This is a genomic window from uncultured Imperialibacter sp. (assembly GCF_963974565.1).
In the GTDB taxonomy this organism is placed as follows: domain Bacteria; phylum Bacteroidota; class Bacteroidia; order Cytophagales; family Cyclobacteriaceae; genus Imperialibacter; species Imperialibacter roseus.
Map to the genome: position 1 here is coordinate 1 of NZ_CAXBCJ010000031.1, position 16,383 is coordinate 16,383.

19 protein-coding genes are annotated in these 16,383 nt (G+C 47.4%); 7 read left to right on the top strand and 12 right to left on the bottom strand.

The window, feature by feature from the left end; all coding sequences use genetic code 11:
* The first annotated feature begins 48 nt into the window (after positions 1 to 48).
* On the top strand, positions 49 to 1,500 hold the full coding sequence (locus tag AAC052_RS26505; RefSeq protein WP_339816167.1) for an amidohydrolase family protein: 1,452 nt from the start codon (positions 49 to 51) through the stop codon (positions 1,498 to 1,500).
* A gap of 16 nt (positions 1,501 to 1,516) precedes the next feature.
* Here the strand turns inward: AAC052_RS26505 and AAC052_RS26510 are convergent, their stop codons facing one another.
* The 8 genes from AAC052_RS26510 to AAC052_RS26545 form a co-directional block, all read right to left on the bottom strand.
* Positions 1,517 to 1,876 (bottom strand): DUF4180 domain-containing protein, encoded by a 360-nt coding sequence (locus AAC052_RS26510; protein ID WP_339816168.1) that lies wholly within the window; start codon positions 1,874 to 1,876, stop codon positions 1,517 to 1,519.
* 47 nt (positions 1,877 to 1,923) lie between these two features.
* Entirely contained in the window at positions 1,924 to 2,106 is a 183-nt protein-coding gene (locus tag AAC052_RS26515; protein ID WP_317489799.1) for a hypothetical protein, read from the bottom strand.
* Between the two features lie 145 nt (positions 2,107 to 2,251).
* Positions 2,252 to 3,352: a serine hydrolase gene (locus AAC052_RS26520; protein ID WP_317489800.1), complete on the bottom strand. Its 1,101-nt coding sequence runs from the start codon at positions 3,350 to 3,352 to the stop codon at positions 2,252 to 2,254.
* A 56-nt stretch (positions 3,353 to 3,408) separates the two neighbouring features.
* Positions 3,409 to 3,981 (bottom strand): pentapeptide repeat-containing protein, encoded by a 573-nt coding sequence (locus AAC052_RS26525; RefSeq protein ID WP_317489801.1) that lies wholly within the window; start codon positions 3,979 to 3,981, stop codon positions 3,409 to 3,411.
* 118 nt (positions 3,982 to 4,099) lie between these two features.
* Positions 4,100 to 4,579, bottom strand: a complete 480-nt coding sequence (locus AAC052_RS26530; protein ID WP_317489802.1) for a GNAT family N-acetyltransferase — start codon at positions 4,577 to 4,579, stop codon at positions 4,100 to 4,102.
* A 51-nt stretch (positions 4,580 to 4,630) separates the two neighbouring features.
* Entirely contained in the window at positions 4,631 to 5,167 is a 537-nt protein-coding gene (locus AAC052_RS26535) for a MepB family protein (RefSeq protein ID WP_317489803.1), read from the bottom strand.
* Positions 5,168 to 5,296: 129 nt separating this feature from the next.
* The gene (locus tag AAC052_RS26540; protein WP_339816169.1) at positions 5,297 to 6,268 is read right to left on the bottom strand and encodes an NAD(P)-dependent alcohol dehydrogenase; all 972 of its coding nucleotides are present in this window, start codon (positions 6,266 to 6,268) and stop codon (positions 5,297 to 5,299) included.
* A complete protein-coding gene (locus AAC052_RS26545) occupies positions 6,265 to 7,230 on the bottom strand; it encodes an NAD(P)-dependent alcohol dehydrogenase (RefSeq protein WP_339816170.1) in 966 nt (321 codons plus the stop codon). The genes AAC052_RS26540 and AAC052_RS26545 overlap by 4 nt, the downstream gene beginning before the upstream one ends.
* A 289-nt stretch (positions 7,231 to 7,519) precedes the next feature.
* Between AAC052_RS26545 and AAC052_RS26550 the strand changes: the two genes are divergently transcribed.
* A complete protein-coding gene (locus tag AAC052_RS26550; protein ID WP_317489806.1) occupies positions 7,520 to 7,894 on the top strand; it encodes a BlaI/MecI/CopY family transcriptional regulator in 375 nt (124 codons plus the stop codon).
* Positions 7,887 to 9,584: a M56 family metallopeptidase gene (locus tag AAC052_RS26555; protein WP_339816171.1), complete on the top strand. Its 1,698-nt coding sequence runs from the start codon at positions 7,887 to 7,889 to the stop codon at positions 9,582 to 9,584. Before AAC052_RS26550 ends, AAC052_RS26555 begins: the two co-directional genes overlap by 8 nt.
* A gap of 143 nt (positions 9,585 to 9,727) precedes the next feature.
* On the opposite strand, the gene AAC052_RS26560 is transcribed toward AAC052_RS26555, so the two are convergent.
* The 3 genes from AAC052_RS26560 to AAC052_RS26570 all read right to left on the bottom strand — a co-directional run bounded on the left by AAC052_RS26560 (position 9,728) and on the right by AAC052_RS26570 (position 11,850).
* Positions 9,728 to 10,063 carry a cupin domain-containing protein gene (locus tag AAC052_RS26560; RefSeq protein ID WP_317489808.1) on the bottom strand — a complete coding sequence of 112 codons (336 nt, stop codon included), beginning with the start codon at positions 10,061 to 10,063 and terminating at the stop codon, positions 9,728 to 9,730.
* A gap of 51 nt (positions 10,064 to 10,114) precedes the next feature.
* A complete protein-coding gene (locus AAC052_RS26565; protein WP_339816173.1) occupies positions 10,115 to 10,909 on the bottom strand; it encodes a cupin domain-containing protein in 795 nt (264 codons plus the stop codon).
* Positions 10,910 to 11,085: 176 nt separating this feature from the next.
* The gene (locus tag AAC052_RS26570) at positions 11,086 to 11,850 is read right to left on the bottom strand and encodes an SDR family oxidoreductase (protein WP_339816174.1); all 765 of its coding nucleotides are present in this window, start codon (positions 11,848 to 11,850) and stop codon (positions 11,086 to 11,088) included.
* A 498-nt stretch (positions 11,851 to 12,348) separates the two neighbouring features.
* Between AAC052_RS26570 and AAC052_RS26575 the strand changes: the two genes are divergently transcribed.
* From AAC052_RS26575 to AAC052_RS26590, 4 genes are all read left to right on the top strand, one after another.
* On the top strand, positions 12,349 to 12,693 hold the full coding sequence (locus tag AAC052_RS26575; RefSeq protein ID WP_339816175.1) for a hypothetical protein: 345 nt from the start codon (positions 12,349 to 12,351) through the stop codon (positions 12,691 to 12,693).
* 85 nt (positions 12,694 to 12,778) lie between these two features.
* Entirely contained in the window at positions 12,779 to 13,276 is a 498-nt protein-coding gene (locus AAC052_RS26580) for a hypothetical protein (protein WP_339816176.1), read from the top strand.
* A 218-nt stretch (positions 13,277 to 13,494) separates the two neighbouring features.
* Entirely contained in the window at positions 13,495 to 14,772 is a 1,278-nt protein-coding gene (locus AAC052_RS26585; protein WP_339816196.1) for an amidohydrolase family protein, read from the top strand.
* Between the two features lie 82 nt (positions 14,773 to 14,854).
* Positions 14,855 to 15,358 carry a hypothetical protein gene (locus AAC052_RS26590; RefSeq protein WP_339816177.1) on the top strand — a complete coding sequence of 168 codons (504 nt, stop codon included), beginning with the start codon at positions 14,855 to 14,857 and terminating at the stop codon, positions 15,356 to 15,358.
* 80 nt (positions 15,359 to 15,438) lie between these two features.
* Here AAC052_RS26590 and AAC052_RS26595 read toward each other — a convergent pair whose 3' ends face one another.
* Positions 15,439 to 16,341 (bottom strand): nuclear transport factor 2 family protein, encoded by a 903-nt coding sequence (locus AAC052_RS26595; RefSeq protein ID WP_339816178.1) that lies wholly within the window; start codon positions 16,339 to 16,341, stop codon positions 15,439 to 15,441.
* Positions 16,342 to 16,383: the final 42 nt, after the last annotated feature.

Here is a 16,383-nt window from a genome sequence, read left to right on the forward strand (position 1 = left end):
CCTTGTTATGGATACTTTACTACTTGATCGAAACAAAATTATATACACATGAAAAACTCTTTCTTTTTTCTACTGGCAGTCGTTGCACTTGGGGCGTGCCAACCGACTGGGCCAGGTGTATCCGACGAGGCCATAGTGATTCTGAATGCCCATGTGGTTGATGTCATGTCGGGCAATGTGGAAAGGGAGAAAGCCATTTTGATCGACAGTGGAAGAATTGTAAGTATTGGAGACGGCAGTGAGTTGTCGGCTTTGGTAGGAAGGAAAGATGTTTTTGATGCCGGGGGCAGGTATGTCATTCCCGGCCTTTGGGACATGCATGTGCACATTGAAGGCGAAGACCTTGTGGAGGATAACAGGGCACTGCTGCCACTGTACGTTGCTTATGGAATTACGACAGTGAGGGATTGCGCCAGCGATTTGGGAGAGCTGGTGCTTGCCTGGAGAGATTCTATCAACAATGACCAGCTATTTGGGCCACAGATTTTCACAGCCGGAAGGAAATTGGAAGGGATTAATTCCATTTGGAAAGGCGACCTCGAAATAGCCAATAAAGAGGAGCTGCAGCAAATGCTCGATAAGCTCGATGCATACAATGTCGACTTTGTGAAAATCACGGAAAATACGTTGCCCGGTGATCTGTTTTTGACAAGTGTGAAGGAAGCAAAAAAGCGAGGCTACAAAGTCACCGGACATGTTCCTTATGACCTGTCGGTAGAGGAGCTGGCGGCGGCAGGATTTTCCGCCATAGAGCACGTCAGCTATATGCTGAGGCTTGGTAGCGATGATAGAGCGATTGTGGACAGTATCAAGTCAGGGAAGCTGGAGAGGAGTGAGGCTGGGCATGTGTACAATAGCTCTTTTAATCAAGACAGCGCTTTTGCCGGGTATAAAATGCTTGCCATGCAGGGTGTGGCAGTTACGCCGACGCTTATTGGCGGGAAGCAGCTTGCCTACCTCGACGAAAATGACCATCAAAACGACGATTACCTGAAGTACCTGACCACCAGATTTACTTCCAAATACCAATGGAGAATCGACAGAATGGCCGGCGAAACTTCTGAACAGAAACAGGCAAGAAAAGACCGCTACCAGCTTATTGCGGAGCAGTTGCCTTACCTGCACAAAGCGGGGGTTACGATTCTTGCAGGTAGCGATGCTGCCGCACTCAACACTTTCGTGTACCCGGCGCAGTCGCTTCACGAAGAGCTGGTGCTGTTTCAGGAGGCGGGACTTGAGCCACTGGCGATTTTACAAACTGCAACTGTTAATGGAGCGAAGTTTTTTAATGAGCAGGACAACCTGGGCAGCATCGCTCCCGGCATGCAGGCCGACCTGGTGATCCTTAACAGTAATCCGTTGGAAGACATCAGCGCCACGCAGGATATTTTTGCGGTTGTGAATGATGGAGAATACCTGAGCAGGGAAAAGCTGGACGAGCTACTTCGGCAGGCGCAGGTAATCAAAGACAAGCTCGACAAACAGAGAAAAACAGAATAGGCTTTGCCTGCCTAAACTATTTGCTCAGCTGTTCTTTTGCCTCGACCACTGAACCAACGAAACTAATTCTTCCCTGCCTGTTGCTTTCAAAAATGAAGTCTCGCAGCGCCTTGCTTTCGTATTTCGAAAAGTCGCCCACGATTGCCAGCCTTGCCCGGTAGTTGGAAAACTTTTGCAGCACCTCACCGGCCAGGCCGGTTCTCAGGTCAAAAAAGGCGGCTGCAATATTCTTCTCATGCCAAATGATATTATCGGCTCCCTGGTAAGAACAGTTCGCCAACACATCAAGAGCGTCTTGTGCATCCTTTATGGTCAGTTCATTGGAAATCACTTCCGCTATGTCGACTCCATTATGTTGGCTAATGACAACATCCATTCCTTCATTAAATGTGAAGGTGCAATATAGCAATGTGCTCTATTTTTTCAGGCACCCAATGCCTTCAGTGCTTCGTACACCAAAAATCCTGGCCACACCATCGCTTTCAGAAATCCGACTACGCCCATCCAGAAGCCTGTGGCGTTGGAGATGTAGTAAATGACAGCACCGATAAATCCGAGGCCGTAAACAGCTCCATTGGGCCCATTTCTTTGCATAGATTCTTTCATGACATTAGTTGTTTAAACCACAGTTAATTTCATGAAAGTGCTATTATTAACCAATGATACTTGTCAGCAACAGTCTTTGGGCAATATGATAAATGACATCACACTGTCACCATCCCGAATCAGGTAAATAACGGCTCCGGGAAATTCATCTATTGGCTTCAACAAACTGCGGCAGCAAAACCCTGTTCATAATCGCAAAAGGGAACTTGTCGTCGTCAGAGTTATATGCGCCGCCGGTAAAAGCAGCTACCAGTTTCAGTTCAGGGAACAGCATGAGGTATTGCCCTCCATTTCCTGTGGCGACGGTTTCTTTTTTCAGTTCATCGCCTATTTGGAACGGGATGCTCCACCACAGAAAACCGTAGTCCAGACCGGCAAGGTTGGTTTGCCTTTCTGTCGCTTGTTGTATCCAGCCGGCAGATACTATTTGCTGATCGCTCCAGGCACCATGGTTCATGACCAGCTGCCCGATTTTAGCAAAATCACGGGAAGTCATGTACAGCCGCTTGCCGGACGGAATTATATCCCGACCGGTGGTTGTGTGCCCCCACTGTACGTTTTCGATGCCCAGAGGAGCAAACAAATACTTTTCAGCGAATGCGTCGATAGACATGCCAGAGGCCTGACTCACTACCTCCGCCGCCAATACGACACCCATGCTACAGTAAAGAGCTGAATCACCAGGGTCTCGCACCATGGGCAAATCAAGGGTGTATTGTAACCAGTCTTTTTTCTTATACACTTTGTCCTCCTGGCCTTTCGAGGATTTATCCCAATCGTTACAATCGAGCCCAGTGCTCATGGTGAGCAGGTGGCGGATGGTGATTTGTTCTTTCCTGGCGTCGATGTTTTTCTGTGGCTCAGGGCTTTTCAAGTACTTGAAAATAGGATCGTCAACGCTTTCGATGAAGCCCTTGTCGATGGCAATACCAACCAAAAGTGAGCGGATGCTTTTTGTGGCAGAGCGCAGGTCGTGGGTTTGGTCAGCTTTGTGTTCTCCAAAGTATTCTTCAAGCACCAGCTTTCCATCTTTCACCAGCAGGATGCTGTGGACCTGATGATCCTCGTTGATCATCTTGTTGAAGAAACTAAATAGCAGCGTGGTATCTGCTATCGCCTGCAAAAGGTTTTCCGTCTCCCATCGGTCCGTTTGCTGAGGAGGCACTGCATATTGATACACCTTTTGTCCCACTGCAAAATGAGTGACGAGTAGCAGTCCAAGGGCAGGTAGTAGGTTCTTTCTCATAGGTTGACAGCCTGTTGACGAAGCAAGGACTCCCGGCCAAGGATTATCGTTGCAAATTACCCTATCTCGATATTGTACTTGCCGAGCAGGCCAGGCAATCCCGATACGGAAAACTTCGCCTTTTTTATCTTGTTAACTTCAGGATCCAGCGAATAATTGAAGGCAGTTCGGAAGTCTGCCTTTTCAAGCATGGTGTTACCAAATACAGCTCCAAGCAGGTCGCAGTTGTCGAACACGGCCAGCGATAAATCTGCGCCACTAAAATCAACTTCTTTCAGACCACAATTGACAAACCTTGTTTTCTTTAAATTCAGATTAAAGAACGAAGAAAGGTTAAGCTGACAATCGGTAAAACTCAGCGCCAACAAAAAAGGATTGACGTCTTCGAAATGAAGGCCCAGAAGCTTACAGCCCTTGAAGGTGGTGTCTTTGAAGGCCGTATTACCTAGCTTCGCCATGCTCAGGTCGCAATGCTCAAATACACATTCCATAAAATTGATATGCGAGAGATTGACGCCAGCAAAAAGGCAGTTGGAGAAGTGGCAGGCTTCATAATCGCTGCCCACTAACGGCGCTTCCGAAAAATTGACTCCTTTAAAATGCTTGTCTTCGACAAACCCTTTCGCCATTATCTTTTGTTCTTTAATTACCCGCAGGCTACTCCGTGTGCCGCTTCCCACTTTCACCTCACGAACTTAAAAAGAGCAGCAGGATTTTGCCCGGAAGCAGCCAACTTTTTGAGCCTTGTCAGGTGATTTTTTTTGAATAAAGCGAAAGCTGCTCGCCATTTACCTCAATGCGATCGCTAAACACAAGCCCGAGCTTTTGGACGAGTTGAATTGATGGCCGATTGTGATCCAGGATAATAGCGTGAATTTCTTTGTTTGTTGAAACGCTGAAGAAGTCGTTCAGAAATAGCGAAACGGCTTCAAAGGCATAGCCTTGTTTTTCAAACGCAGGAAGCAACGCAAACCCGATATCGGGCGACTGCAGGTAGTCTCGTTGGATGAGCGTTACTATACCGACCGGCTCTCCGGAGGTGACCAGTTCAATAACCCAGTAGTCAACAGCTGGGTTGCTTTCAATCTTACGGATGTAGGCGTCAGCGTCTTCCCGGCTTTTTACATTTCTCTCGCCTATGAACTCCAGCCAGCCAGGGGAGTTGACGAGTTCAATAATGAACAAAGCATGGGTTGTGTCTAGGGGAGAAAGTTGAATGCGTGGCATGTCATCCCAATTTAACCTTAAAACTGTTTTCTGTAAGCTATTGCTGTGACTTTAAAGAGCCGTTTTAGCATAGAGCAACTTTGCCCGTTGAAGGTCGACGTCGCCTCGCTCTGGGATATGAAGAAAAAACTTCAGTTGCCAGTCCTGCGTTTTCATTGCCTGCTTGCTCTCCGCCAACTCCCACGGAGGATAGACACGCATCCCGAGTTTTCCCCTTACCGGGGGTTGAGAGACAATCCGATGCTTTATCAGTGCTGCTTTCGGGAAAACAAATTGCCCAGAGTGATCTCCTTTTCTGGTGTTGATCACAAAAAAATCAAATGTGTCCGAAGCGCTAAATGGCTGGGTAGGGCCGTTGTCCACTCTTTTCCAGATAGTGACGAACTGACCCGTTTTTTTCGGCGTTTGCTTGGCGTCCCTGCCGATCACCACTAAGGAGTTGACCGTAAAAGTGCAAGCACCATACTCCTTACTCTCGTCTTCCATTTGCAGGTTCGAGAGATGAAGTAAGCACTCATCATACACTCGTTTCTTAATGTCTGAAAAAGAGTTGTTGTCGTGCTTTGATATTGTTTCTTGCAGTGTCATTTAGCCAGGTGTTCACTGTTAATTTTTCAAAGGGATGAAGTTTTCATCATTTCTCAAAGTTAAAGTATCAGGGACAAGATGAAGCGTCCTGACCGAAAGGACCCCTCCAATTTGTTTACGCCCAATGACTTACCCGGCGTGAGGAGTGATGACTACTTTGCCTTTTACACTTCCATTACCAATTCTTTGAAACGCTTCCGGCAGTTCCTCCAATGGATACACTTTGTCGATGATCGGTTTGACTTTGCCTTCCTCAAATAATTTGATGAAAGCGCCCAGGGGCTTATTTGGTTGCTGTATAAGAATACTTAGTCGCTTTTCCTTTGTTGATACAAGGCCTCCCAATAAGCCCACCTGGAAAATGGTACCCAGGTGGCCTCCGATCATGGTATATAACCCGCCGGGTTTCAAGACCCTTTTGTAGTCCGATATCGACCGGGTGGCTATCACATCGACGATCAAATCATATTGCCTGTCTTGTTTAGTAAAGTCTTCTTTGGTGTGATCGATCACACGGCTCGCACCCAGCGATTGCAGCATAGCGTGTTTTTCTGTCAAATCCACCGCCGTTATGTGGGCGCCCAGGCTTTTAGCAATTTGGATGGCAAAAGTGCCCACTCCACCACCGGCGCCATTGATGAGGACACTATCACCAGCTTTTATGGTTCTTTTTTCCGTCAGAGCCTGGAGCGCCATGCCGCCGGCCTGAGGAATGGCAGCGGCTTCTTCAAATGTCATGGAAGCTGGTTTGATAGTCAGCTCCTCTTCTTTTGCGCAGGTGTATTCAGCAAAGCCGCCCCATTTACCGGCAGACAAGTCGCCAAAGACCTCGTCGCCAGGCTTGAACTTTGTGATTTGGGTGCCGGTTTCCACTACCACACCCGCCACATCGGCACCAAGGATGGGGAGTGTTGGCTTGCCCATGCCACTTAGCAACCGGTAGATACGTGGCTTGCCAGTGAGCCTGTCCCAGTCCCATGAATTGAGGGAGGCAGCATGTACTTTCACAAGCACCTCATCATCCTTTGGAATGGGCTTCCCGACGTCCTCCAGCCTAAGCACATCGGAAGCGCCGTATTGGGTATAAATCATCGCTTTCATTCTGAGGGAATTAGAATAACATTGCCTGTTTTCTGCCCCGTCTCCACATAGGTAAAAGCTTCAACCAGTTGCTCCAGCTTGTATTGTCTGTCAATGACAGGTTTCAATTTCCCTTCCTCCATCATTTGCCTGATAAATAGCAGACTCTCCTTTTTATCTGAAGGAATGGGAAACTTCACTTTCTTTTTGCCAAAGAGCGACGTGAGGATCGAATAGAAAATATTTTCACCGTTGCGTCCAAGTTCCGAAGACATATAGACGCCCTCTGTTTTCAATAGGCGCTTGCATTTTCCAAAAGAGCTCTTGCCTACAGCGTCAAAAATGTAGTCAAACTGCTGATCAGTTTTTGTAAAGTCTTCCCTGGTGTAGTCGATCAGCTCGTCGGCACCAAGGCTCCTGACCAGGTCAAAGTCTTTGCCCTGGCACACTGCCGTCACTGTGGCACCGTGGTATTTGCATAATTGTACAGTGGCCGAGCCTATAGCTCCGGTGGCCCCGTTCACCAGTACCTTTTGTCCAGCCTGCAAATTGACTTTGTCAAGAAAATAGTAAGCGTAGTGTGGGCCTTCAATACACGCAGCGGCATCGGCGAAACTGAAGTTGTCGGGGATGGTGCAAATGGCCTTGTCTGCCTGGAATGTTGTGTATTCAGCATGTGAGCTGAGCCCAAGGTCTTCAAAGGCAAACACTCTGTCGCCAGGTTGGAATGATTCAACAGCCTTACCTACTGCCACCACTTCGCCAGCTAAATCTGTGCCTGTGCTCTGCTTGCGTGGTTTGCTTAAACCTGTGACTAAGCGCATAAAAAACGGTTTGGCCCTGAGCATGGCGCAATCAGTCCGGTTGACCGTTGTCGCCATCACTTTTATCAGCACTTCATTGTCTTTGGCAGCGGGCTTCTCACGTTCCGTCAACTTCAGTATTTCAGGAGGGCCATAGTTGATCCAGTTGGCTGCTTTCATTTTGTGATGGTTTGCTTCATTGGCGTCTGCTCAGAATATACCGACATAAAGTTGATATGTGCCGCCAATTCTGATTTTCTCCACAGATGCTGACGATTCTACCTGGCTAGCTGCCAGATGCTGCATGATACATAATCTTGAGTATTTGCCTCAATGAGTACCAGATGCAGGCGAAAAATTACAAATTCAACACCATTAACTTAATACTAAATAGAATAACTTAAAAATAAGTTGACAAACTTAAAATTAAGTTGTAAGCTTGTCTTGCTGATTAACAAAACTCAAAGCAATGGTCACTTTAACTAAGGCAGAAGAGAAGATCATGATGATCCTCTGGGATATTGACAAAGGTTTTATCAAGGATATCCTTGATCAGTATCCCGACCCTAAGCCTCCTTACAATTCCGTTTCGACGATTGTGAGGGTGCTGGTGCAAAAAGAAATTGTAGGCTTTACGGCTTACGGCAATTCGCATCAGTACCATCCTCTGATTTCGAAGGAAGCCTACAGTAAGGGGCAGCTGTCGAGGCTGGTGAAGGATTATTACGACAATTCCCTGAGCCAGGTGGTCAACTTTTTTTCCGAAAGCAAAAAGCTGGACGAAAAGGAGCTGGATGAAGCAATGAAAATGCTGGAAGACTTAAAAAAGAAGAAAAATGGCTGAGCTCATCATGTATCTATTGGAGTCGAGTGCTTTGTTGGCATTCTTCTACCTGCTGTATGTTTTGGTGTTGCGCAAAGAGACTTTTTTCAGTCTCAACCGCTTCTTTCTGTTAGGAATTTTAGCGTTTTCCCTGCTTTTCCCGTTGGTGAGTTTTGATATCAGCCCAACTGAAGTGTCGGTACTTGAGCGGCCCATTGCTGAAATCAGCAAGGCCAGGATGTCGTACTACGAGGCCATGGCTGCCTGGGAGTTTGAAGCACGCAGCGCTGCGGGCTCAACGCAAACTGCAGCCGAGCCTGGTGTGATGGTAAGCACTGGCGTAGACTGGCTGCGCCTGGCAATTAACGGAATACTGTTGTTGTACGCTATAGGGGTGGTGGTCTGTTTGTCGAGAACATTCTGGTCACTGCGCTGGATAAGGAAAGTGATCTCAAGCCATTCATACGAAGAAATGGATGGCATAAAGGTCGTGAAGCTTCCGCAGCCGATCTCCCCATTTTCGTTTCTCAACTATGTGTTTGTCCCCGATTCGCTGGTGGACTCATCGGAGTTCCAGCAGATCCTGGCACATGAAAAAACGCATATTGAGCAGCGGCATTCCGTCGACTTACTTATTGTTCAACTTTTGGCGGCCTTTCTCTGGTTCAATCCGGTGATCTGGCAGCTAATTAAATCCCTAAAAACTACACATGAATACATAGCAGATAAGAAAATAATTACTTCGGGTTATTCCCTGGTTGAGTACCAGACTTTGCTTCTGAAGCAGTTGATCAGCAACAACTCATTCGGGTTGGTACACAATTTCAACTTATCATTTATCAAAAAAAGAATAACCATGATGACTAACAAACAATCAGGATGGTCAGGCAAAGTGAAAGTAGCCATGGCCATAGCAGGCACAGTGCTTTTTAGTGCCATTATTGTGCAGTGCAATTCCAAAATGGATGACGCTGTTTCACTTGAGAAGAGCCTGGCGGAAGCAGATTTGGCTGAGAGCGTTGATTTGCCAACGGTAAAAGCAAACGGCTACAAAGCCAAAAGCAGAACGGATTCTTTAACTTACAACATTGCCGATGACCAAATAACGTGGAAAGGCAAGCATTATGATATTGATGAGTTCGTAGCACTGGTTGGGACATTTAAGCTTTCTGAAAATGGTATGGTGGTTATGAGAATAGACAAAGATCAATCGATGGGGTTGGTTAGGAAGCTACAAACTGCAATGAGAAAAGCTAATCAAAGAAAAGTTCTGTATGTAGCAGAAACGACGGACAAGGCGAGATTTGAAATGCCTTTTCTTTTGCCTCCAACGTCTGACTATGTTAACGACAACAATCCAAGGCAGCCAACTATTGAAGAATTGGCGGCTGAAGGCAAGTTCGACATCTTAAAAATTGATATGGGGAAAAATAGCGGCGAAGCGATTAAGGGAATTGTTTACGACTTCGTACAAAGCCACGTAACAAGGGGCTCAACCAACTATGTGGTAAGCGCTGGTTTTGATGATGACGATACCTATAATGATTATTTGGTAACCCTTTGTCATATCCAACAAGCTTTCGACCAAATCTATCAGGAAAGGGCACAAGAAATGTTTGGAAAAGATTTTTATACTCTTGAATTCGGTAAAAGCGAATACAATGCTGTTCGCCAGGATATCCCAAAAGCGATATCAATAGCTGACAGATAAATACAAAAAGACAGCATTTAGGGGCCTGTAAGCAATTTCATTAAAGGCCATTTAGAAGTCCCTCAGACCTGCTGCCAGGGTCTGGGGGATTTCTCTCCGCCAACTGGTAGATCGAAATGACCACCTCATACTAGCTTAGCTGTTCAAAGAAAATCCTCTCTTATCGGTGCAAATCCATCCACCAATGTCACTTTTTCGGTCAAGGTCTGTATGCAGTGATTGAGGTTGGAGGCCACTTTGAAAACGTCTCCTTGATTCAGCAAGTATTCCCTATCCTCAATGAATAGCTTCAAAGAGCCCGCAGCCACATACGAGATTTGCTCATGTGGGTGCTTGTGGGGCGGGTCTGGCACAGTCATCGGGCCATTGGTGAATTCTATGACCGTCATCATTAGTTTGTCGAGGTGGATGACCTTTCTGTGTAAAGAGGAATTCGAACCGATCTGTTCAAATCCGGAATCGTTTTTTACTACTTCCATTATGCTTTTTGATGATAAAAACTAATACTGCAAGGCAACAGGTTCACGCCGTTACTTCCACTGAAAGGCGAAGTACTCGCAGCTTCCGTTGGTCAGGTTCTTGAGTGCATGAGGAACATTTGAACCCAGATAAACAAGCGACCCTTGTGGTGCATCGATTAGCTGCCCGTCGATATGCATTTGTGTATTGCCTTTCATGATCACAATGATCTCTTCCACAAAGTGGGTGTGTGGCGCATGGCTGTCCTCGCCTTTGTTCAGCGAGGTCACGTGCATCTCGAAATTCTCGGTAGCGCTGGTAGCCCGGTCAAAATAATCACGGCGGGTGCCTTTTCCTGTAGGTTTGGCTTCGGTGTCGCTGTAGCTGATTAGTAGTGACCCACCGTTGGCTTTTCCACGGGCAGCGTCATGCGGCTCCTTGTCGTGATAGCGCATGATGTAGTAGGTAGCGGGAGTGGTGCCTGCGTTGGTCATGCCATGCTGCTCTCCGGCCTGGATCAGGGCGATACTGCCAGGGCCCATCACCTTGCTTTGGTCGCCCACGGTTACTTTTACCTGACCTTCTTTGATGATCACCAACTCCTCGTCGTCATGAGAATGAGGAGCATGAAAAGCCAGCCCAGCGCCCACGGACGTGGTGTGAAGCTCCAGGTACTTTAGGTGGTCAGTCGATCCTTCTGCTATCTGCCGACGTTCGCCGTTTTTGCTGGTTTCTACTGGCAGCTCGTCCCAGGTGTAGACTTTGGAGCTGAGTTTGGTTTCCTGTGAGAAGGCAGGTGTAGCCAGTGCGGCAATGAAGATACACGCTGCCGCTGAATGGATTAGTTTTCTTGTTAGGGGTTTCATCCTAAAAAGATAGGGATAAGAATTGAGAAATAAGCGTTTTGAATACTGTAGGCCTTCAATAAACCATCCTCGGTGTCTTTTTGTAAACGGTGAGGCATAGGTTCAAGTAGAAGATATCTCCGTTCCGATATGGCAGAGATTCCGTGTTCAGCGATGGATCTTTTCTTCTCTTCTTTCTATTTGGCTCCCGTGAGCGCACCGCCATCGATAGGAATCACCGCTCCGGTCATCCATGAAGAAGCGTCGGACGCAAGAAACAAAGCAAGGCTGGCTATGTCGCCGGGCTGGCCTAGCCGCTGTAAGAGTGTCGACTTGCCCGCATTCTCAACTGCGGTTGCTGGGTCGGGGAATGCTTTGGCAGAGTCGTGGATCAGCGGAGTGTCTACCGGGCCAGGGCACATGATATTTACCCGCACGTTGGGACTGTAGTCAACGGCCACCTGCCGGGCAAGTGCCACCAGGCCGGCTTTTGATGCACAGTAGGCTGGGTGGTTGGGGAAGAATTTGAATGCAGCAATGGAAGCATTCACCACCACGGAAGCGCCCGGCTGCTTTATCATTTCGGGAAGCGCATATTTCAGAAGGTAGAAGGCCGAGCTTAGGTTCACATCCAGCGTTCGTTGCCAGAATTCGATGGGCAGCTCTGTCACCTTGCCGAGTCCCAGGTCGCCGGCGTTGGTGCATACAATATCTAGTTGCCCAAATTCAGACAAGGCTCTTTTCACCAGCGCCTCATTAACGGCAGGGTCGGCCACATCTCCTTTTACGAAAATCGCTTTGCCCGCCTGGCCCTTAATTTCATCTACCAGCGCCCTGCCAGCCGTTTCTTTTCTGCCACTGGCTACCACGTTGGCTCCTTCTTTTGCATAAGCCAGTGCTATGGCCCTGCCCATGCCGCTGGTGGCTCCGGTGACGATGGCTGTTTTTCCTTTGAGTTGCATAATCTATTCTTGGGATTAGATATTGTAGAGAAAACTCAGGCTCTAATAAAAGACTCAAATCAAGGCAGTAAATCACCTTTACGCTGTGGCAGATTAGAGCCAACTGCCTGTATGTAGGCGGTTCGTTTCTAATCCAGACTTTGTTTTCTAATTTCTTGTTAGTCCTCTAGCCGGACAGGCTGTTACTTTTCCTTGCCGTTCCCGGATGGGATGAAAAGTAACCAAAAATCATAGAAAAATTAACGCACAAGCCAACTACCCGCAACCTGCCGCCATTTTTCTCCTCCCCTCCATATTGGGCGCCCCTTCTTTCGATATTTGGTATTCAAGAGAACGCTTTCAATCTGTTTTTTTTGTCTTTGCCGGTTCAAAACAAAGGGAACAATGCTGCTTAAATTTGCGCCTCCCCTGTTCAAAGAAAACCAAAATATTTATGACCATCGCTTGAAAATAATCGTTAACTAATTATCAATTTTGCTGGTGTTGTCATTTGACAGTATGTACAGAAGCGTTGCAGCCTTGTTTTTGCTCATTGTCATGGCCTTTTCTCAAGGGGCCAGTGCCAACGTTTATGAGTCGAGCATAGCGTCGAAGCACGCACTTCTTGCCAGTGGTCATACCGACTACCTTCAGCCTTATGTTGCGGTTTTCGATGCAGGCACAGGTGCTGGTTTCGTAAAGCTTCCCGTCTCCAAGTTCCCTGGTCTTCAGGGGGTCATTGTCGCTGACGAAGCAGCGCTTACAGGATTCCGCTTTGTTAGCCTCTCCCATACTTCCGATCATGACAAAAAGTGGATCACCGAAGTGACCGCTCTTTTGTACCCCGCCCACGAGTTTTCATAAAAGTACAATTAGTTACCCTCAGGTAATCTTTCGGGAGCTGGTCTTTCGAAAAAAGCATTGTTCTACCCTTTATTGAAAATAAATCATGGAATCTCAAGAAATAATCATGTATGTGGTGATCATCATTGCGTGCGTTGCACCAGTGGTGTGGTTTGCAAGAACAGCCTCAAGTAAAGGCAGGCTCATTTTAAAAAGCATCAAAGTTGTAACTGGAAAGCTTCCCGCCCAGTATGATGTATGGACAGACAGAGGGATGGCTTTTGATGCGGCCAACCACCGACTGGTGTTTGTCAACAACAGCCAGCCTGAGGTCATTACTCAGGTCATTCAGTCCGACGAGATTATTGATGCGCATGTGCTGGTCAATGGAAAAAAGGCAGCAGACAGCAAAAAGACCATTGATCCAGCGAATGTGAACACTATTGTGCTCCAGCTTATTTGCTCCTCCAAAGACAATGGGGAGATATTGCTCACCTTTTTTGATGTAAGCTCAGACGGGCCTTTTCACGCCAACATTCACTATCAGCTGGCTCGCAAATGGAAGAAAACCATTTTGGAACGTCCTGTGCTAAACCATGCTTAGTGCAGAGTAAATAAAGGTATTGAAAGCCAATAGACCACATGATGACCAGGAAATTTGTGCCTTGGTTGTTATGTGGTTTTTCTTTTGAGCATAGCCTTCGCCGCACCGGGCATCCAAAATATGCCACCCACCCAAAGGTATTCCCACTGGCTACTTTTTAGCAGGCAATTCTTCTTGAATCGACTACTTTTCCAGTCGAACTTAATTTCACTAATATGTTGAAGAGGATACTATTATTCACGTTGGCGGCCGGGATGGCTTTGCATTCCCAGGCGCAAAAGACATTGATCCAGTGTGGCACGCTCATCGACGGTGTGAGTGACTCTCCCAGGTCGCAAGTGACAGTGACGATTGAAAACGACATGATTGTGGCAGTGGAGAACGGCTACAAAGCAGGAAGCAAAAATGACAAGGTGATTGACCTGAAGGCTTACACGGTGCTGCCAGGCTTCATCGATATGCATGTGCACATGGAAAGCGAGGCCAGCCGGGCCGGTTATGTGAAGCGGTTCACGCAGAATGAAGCTGATAAAGCTTTCGAAAGCACTGTATATGCAAAGAAAACGCTGATGGCAGGTTTCACCACCGTGCGTGACTGCGGGGGCTCCGGAGTGAATATTTCTCTGCGTAATGCCATCAATGCGGGCACTGTAGACGGCCCAAGAATTTATACGGCGGGGAAAACCATCTCGATTACCGGTGGCCATGGCGACCCAACCAATGGACTTCCCTTTGATAAAATGGGTGATCCGGGACCAAAGGAAGGCGTGGCTAACAGTCCCGAAGATGGCCGCAAGGCAGTGCGTCAGCGCTATAAGGATGGCTCCGATTTTATTAAAATTACTGCTACTGGTGGTGTACTTTCAGTGGCCAAGGACGGCTCGGGCCCATCCTTTACACTGGACGAAATAACAACGATCGTGGAAACTGCCACCGATATGCAAATGCATGTAGCTGCGCATGCCCATGGCATAGAGGGTATGCAAAGAGCTATCAAGGGAGGTGTGACCACCATTGAGCATGGCACCTATATGGATAAAGAAACAATGGATCTGATGAAACAGTACGGCACCTGGTACATTCCGACCATCATTGCGGGTGTTTCTGCCGCTGAGAATGCGGAGATTCCAGGCTTCTATCCAGCCATAGTTGCCGAAAAAGCCAAAACCATTGGCCCGCTGATTCAGGGAACCTTCGCTGAAGCCTACAAGGCGGGCGTGAAAATTGGTTTCGGTACTGATGCCGGGGTATACCCTCATGGAAAAAACGCCCGTGAGTTTGAACTTATGGTAGGTGGTGGCATGAAGCCCATGGAAGCGATTATGGCAGCGACCTCAATCAATGCGGGTATTCTGGAAAACGAAAAACTCGGAACAGTGAAAGCAGGAGGCTTCGCTGACATCGTTGCGGTGAAAGGCGATCCTTTGAAAGACATCAAAGTGCTACAGGATGTGAAGTTCGTGATGAAAGCTGGTGCTGTTTACAAAAGCGAGTAAATTTTAGCTTCAAAGGAAATTAAAAGATGGGGAGAAGCGTTGATTGGATGTTATTTTTGATAAACGCTTGCGCCCCACTTTTATGAAAAAGTATCATATTTTGGTTTTGGTCATTGGATTGCTTGCGATGGTCGCTTGCAAAGACGAGGAGATTGACCCCGCAGCTCTTACAGGAAAAAGTGTCACATATTCGTTATTTACAGGAGCTCAGGACTGGGGCTACCAGGGTGACGCAACATTAGCTGAAAGAAACGACGGTAACACCTTATTGACAATTGAGCTTACAGGGCCCTCAGGCACGACCCAATTTCCAGCTCATTTGCACTACGGTGCTTACAGCCTGGAGGCAGACATGGCAGCTATGCTCACCCCTGTGGATGCAGCTACAGGAAAAAGTGAAACATTACTTACTCAGCTAGCCAACGGCGACGAGATTTCATATGACGAGCTTATCAATTTTGATGGGCACATCAAAGTGCATTTGGGTGACGGCGACAACAAAAGCGTGATTCTTGCCTATGGAAACATCGGCAGCAACCCTGCTACTGCCAATGCGGCTAATGTAGCCAATTGTGCCAGCTGGTAGACTCGGCGGATGTTTTTTGGGTTGGATAATTAAAGAGGTTACTCTGTGCGTCAGCTGACGCACGGAGTAACCTCTTTAATTTAGGATCTGCTTTTCACATTGTCGGACAGGATTTCCGCTGCCAGGTACCAGTATCCTTGCGGGTTTCGCCTCCAAATTCTGACGAAATAGCCTTTTTCTTTCATCAACGCATTTATTTCATAGCTGCCGTAGCTATACCCCAAATCCTGCGAAACTGACGTGCCAGAATCGATGGTGGAAAAAATGGCAGCGCCTTTCATATAGGGCGACGCTTCTGAAGATATCCAGGATAAAAATGAACGTTTGTTATAGAAGGGGTGAAACCCATTGATGGTTGACAGGAGATTAGTCGAGGCCATTTTTTGGTAGGCCGCTTTGATGCCATTAGTGGCCATCACGTTGAACAGGTAGTCTGCTTCCTCCAGACTCTCTGCTTTGCTTTTGCCATTGTCAGCTTCCCTTTTTCTTATATCATATTCAGCGCCGAACACATGCTCAGGGCCCGCTGCAGGAGCCGTCGTGCCCAGGTCAAGCAGTACTTTCCACTCCCCCGAAGGCTGCTTTTTCCACACTGAAAAGAAATAACCGTATTGTGGAGGCTGGCCATTTGAAGTGTTTGAAGTAATTCTCCACGGGCCGGTGTTGAAGCCGAGGTCGCCTCCAATGGACGTCGCCCCATGGTAAGGCTCCCAGTAAAGTGTGCTGGCGGCGGGTTTGGGAGAAGGGATTTTTGCCGAGTTAACTTCCTGAGCGTTTTTTGGGTGTGGTTGGAACACCAGGCCATCAGGTGCGAAAAACTTGACCCATGCCTCAGGCAGGCCATTGTCACCACAAAAAGCTGCAAAGTCCCTTTCCACTTGAATAAGCCCCTCGACGGAATCCTGTGCCGCTGTTTTTTGTGGCAACGCAAGCAAGGCAACAAAAAATATCACGTTCGATACTGACGCTACTTTCACGTGCATATAATTGAGTTTGAAATCAATAAACATCTATCCGCCAATTAC

What these genes read in the sequence shown, in the direction of transcription:
- AAC052_RS26535 (WP_317489803.1), bottom strand. Translation starts at nt 5,167, where the DNA reads ATGACACTGCAAGAAACAATATCAAAGCACGACAACAACTCTTTTTCA.
- AAC052_RS26570 (WP_339816174.1), bottom strand. Translation starts at nt 11,850, where the DNA reads ATGCAACTCAAAGGAAAAACAGCCATCGTCACCGGAGCCACCAGCGGC.
- AAC052_RS26555 (WP_339816171.1), top strand. Translation starts at nt 7,887, where the DNA reads ATGGCTGAGCTCATCATGTATCTATTGGAGTCGAGTGCTTTGTTGGCA.
- AAC052_RS26590 (WP_339816177.1), top strand. Translation starts at nt 14,855, where the DNA reads ATGAAAAAGTATCATATTTTGGTTTTGGTCATTGGATTGCTTGCGATG.
- AAC052_RS26550 (WP_317489806.1), top strand. Translation starts at nt 7,520, where the DNA reads ATGGTCACTTTAACTAAGGCAGAAGAGAAGATCATGATGATCCTCTGG.
- AAC052_RS26540 (WP_339816169.1), bottom strand. Translation starts at nt 6,268, where the DNA reads ATGAAAGCGATGATTTATACCCAATACGGCGCTTCCGATGTGCTTAGG.
- AAC052_RS26515 (WP_317489799.1), bottom strand. Translation starts at nt 2,106, where the DNA reads ATGAAAGAATCTATGCAAAGAAATGGGCCCAATGGAGCTGTTTACGGC.
- AAC052_RS26510 (WP_339816168.1), bottom strand. Translation starts at nt 1,876, where the DNA reads ATGGATGTTGTCATTAGCCAACATAATGGAGTCGACATAGCGGAAGTG.
- AAC052_RS26560 (WP_317489808.1), bottom strand. Translation starts at nt 10,063, where the DNA reads ATGGAAGTAGTAAAAAACGATTCCGGATTTGAACAGATCGGTTCGAAT.
- AAC052_RS26505 (WP_339816167.1), top strand. Translation starts at nt 49, where the DNA reads ATGAAAAACTCTTTCTTTTTTCTACTGGCAGTCGTTGCACTTGGGGCG.
- AAC052_RS26580 (WP_339816176.1), top strand. Translation starts at nt 12,779, where the DNA reads ATGGAATCTCAAGAAATAATCATGTATGTGGTGATCATCATTGCGTGC.
- AAC052_RS26575 (WP_339816175.1), top strand. Translation starts at nt 12,349, where the DNA reads ATGTACAGAAGCGTTGCAGCCTTGTTTTTGCTCATTGTCATGGCCTTT.
- AAC052_RS26565 (WP_339816173.1), bottom strand. Translation starts at nt 10,909, where the DNA reads ATGAAACCCCTAACAAGAAAACTAATCCATTCAGCGGCAGCGTGTATC.
- AAC052_RS26520 (WP_317489800.1), bottom strand. Translation starts at nt 3,352, where the DNA reads ATGAGAAAGAACCTACTACCTGCCCTTGGACTGCTACTCGTCACTCAT.
- AAC052_RS26530 (WP_317489802.1), bottom strand. Translation starts at nt 4,579, where the DNA reads ATGCCACGCATTCAACTTTCTCCCCTAGACACAACCCATGCTTTGTTC.
- AAC052_RS26595 (WP_339816178.1), bottom strand. Translation starts at nt 16,341, where the DNA reads ATGCACGTGAAAGTAGCGTCAGTATCGAACGTGATATTTTTTGTTGCC.
- AAC052_RS26525 (WP_317489801.1), bottom strand. Translation starts at nt 3,981, where the DNA reads ATGGCGAAAGGGTTTGTCGAAGACAAGCATTTTAAAGGAGTCAATTTT.
- AAC052_RS26545 (WP_339816170.1), bottom strand. Translation starts at nt 7,230, where the DNA reads ATGAAAGCAGCCAACTGGATCAACTATGGCCCTCCTGAAATACTGAAG.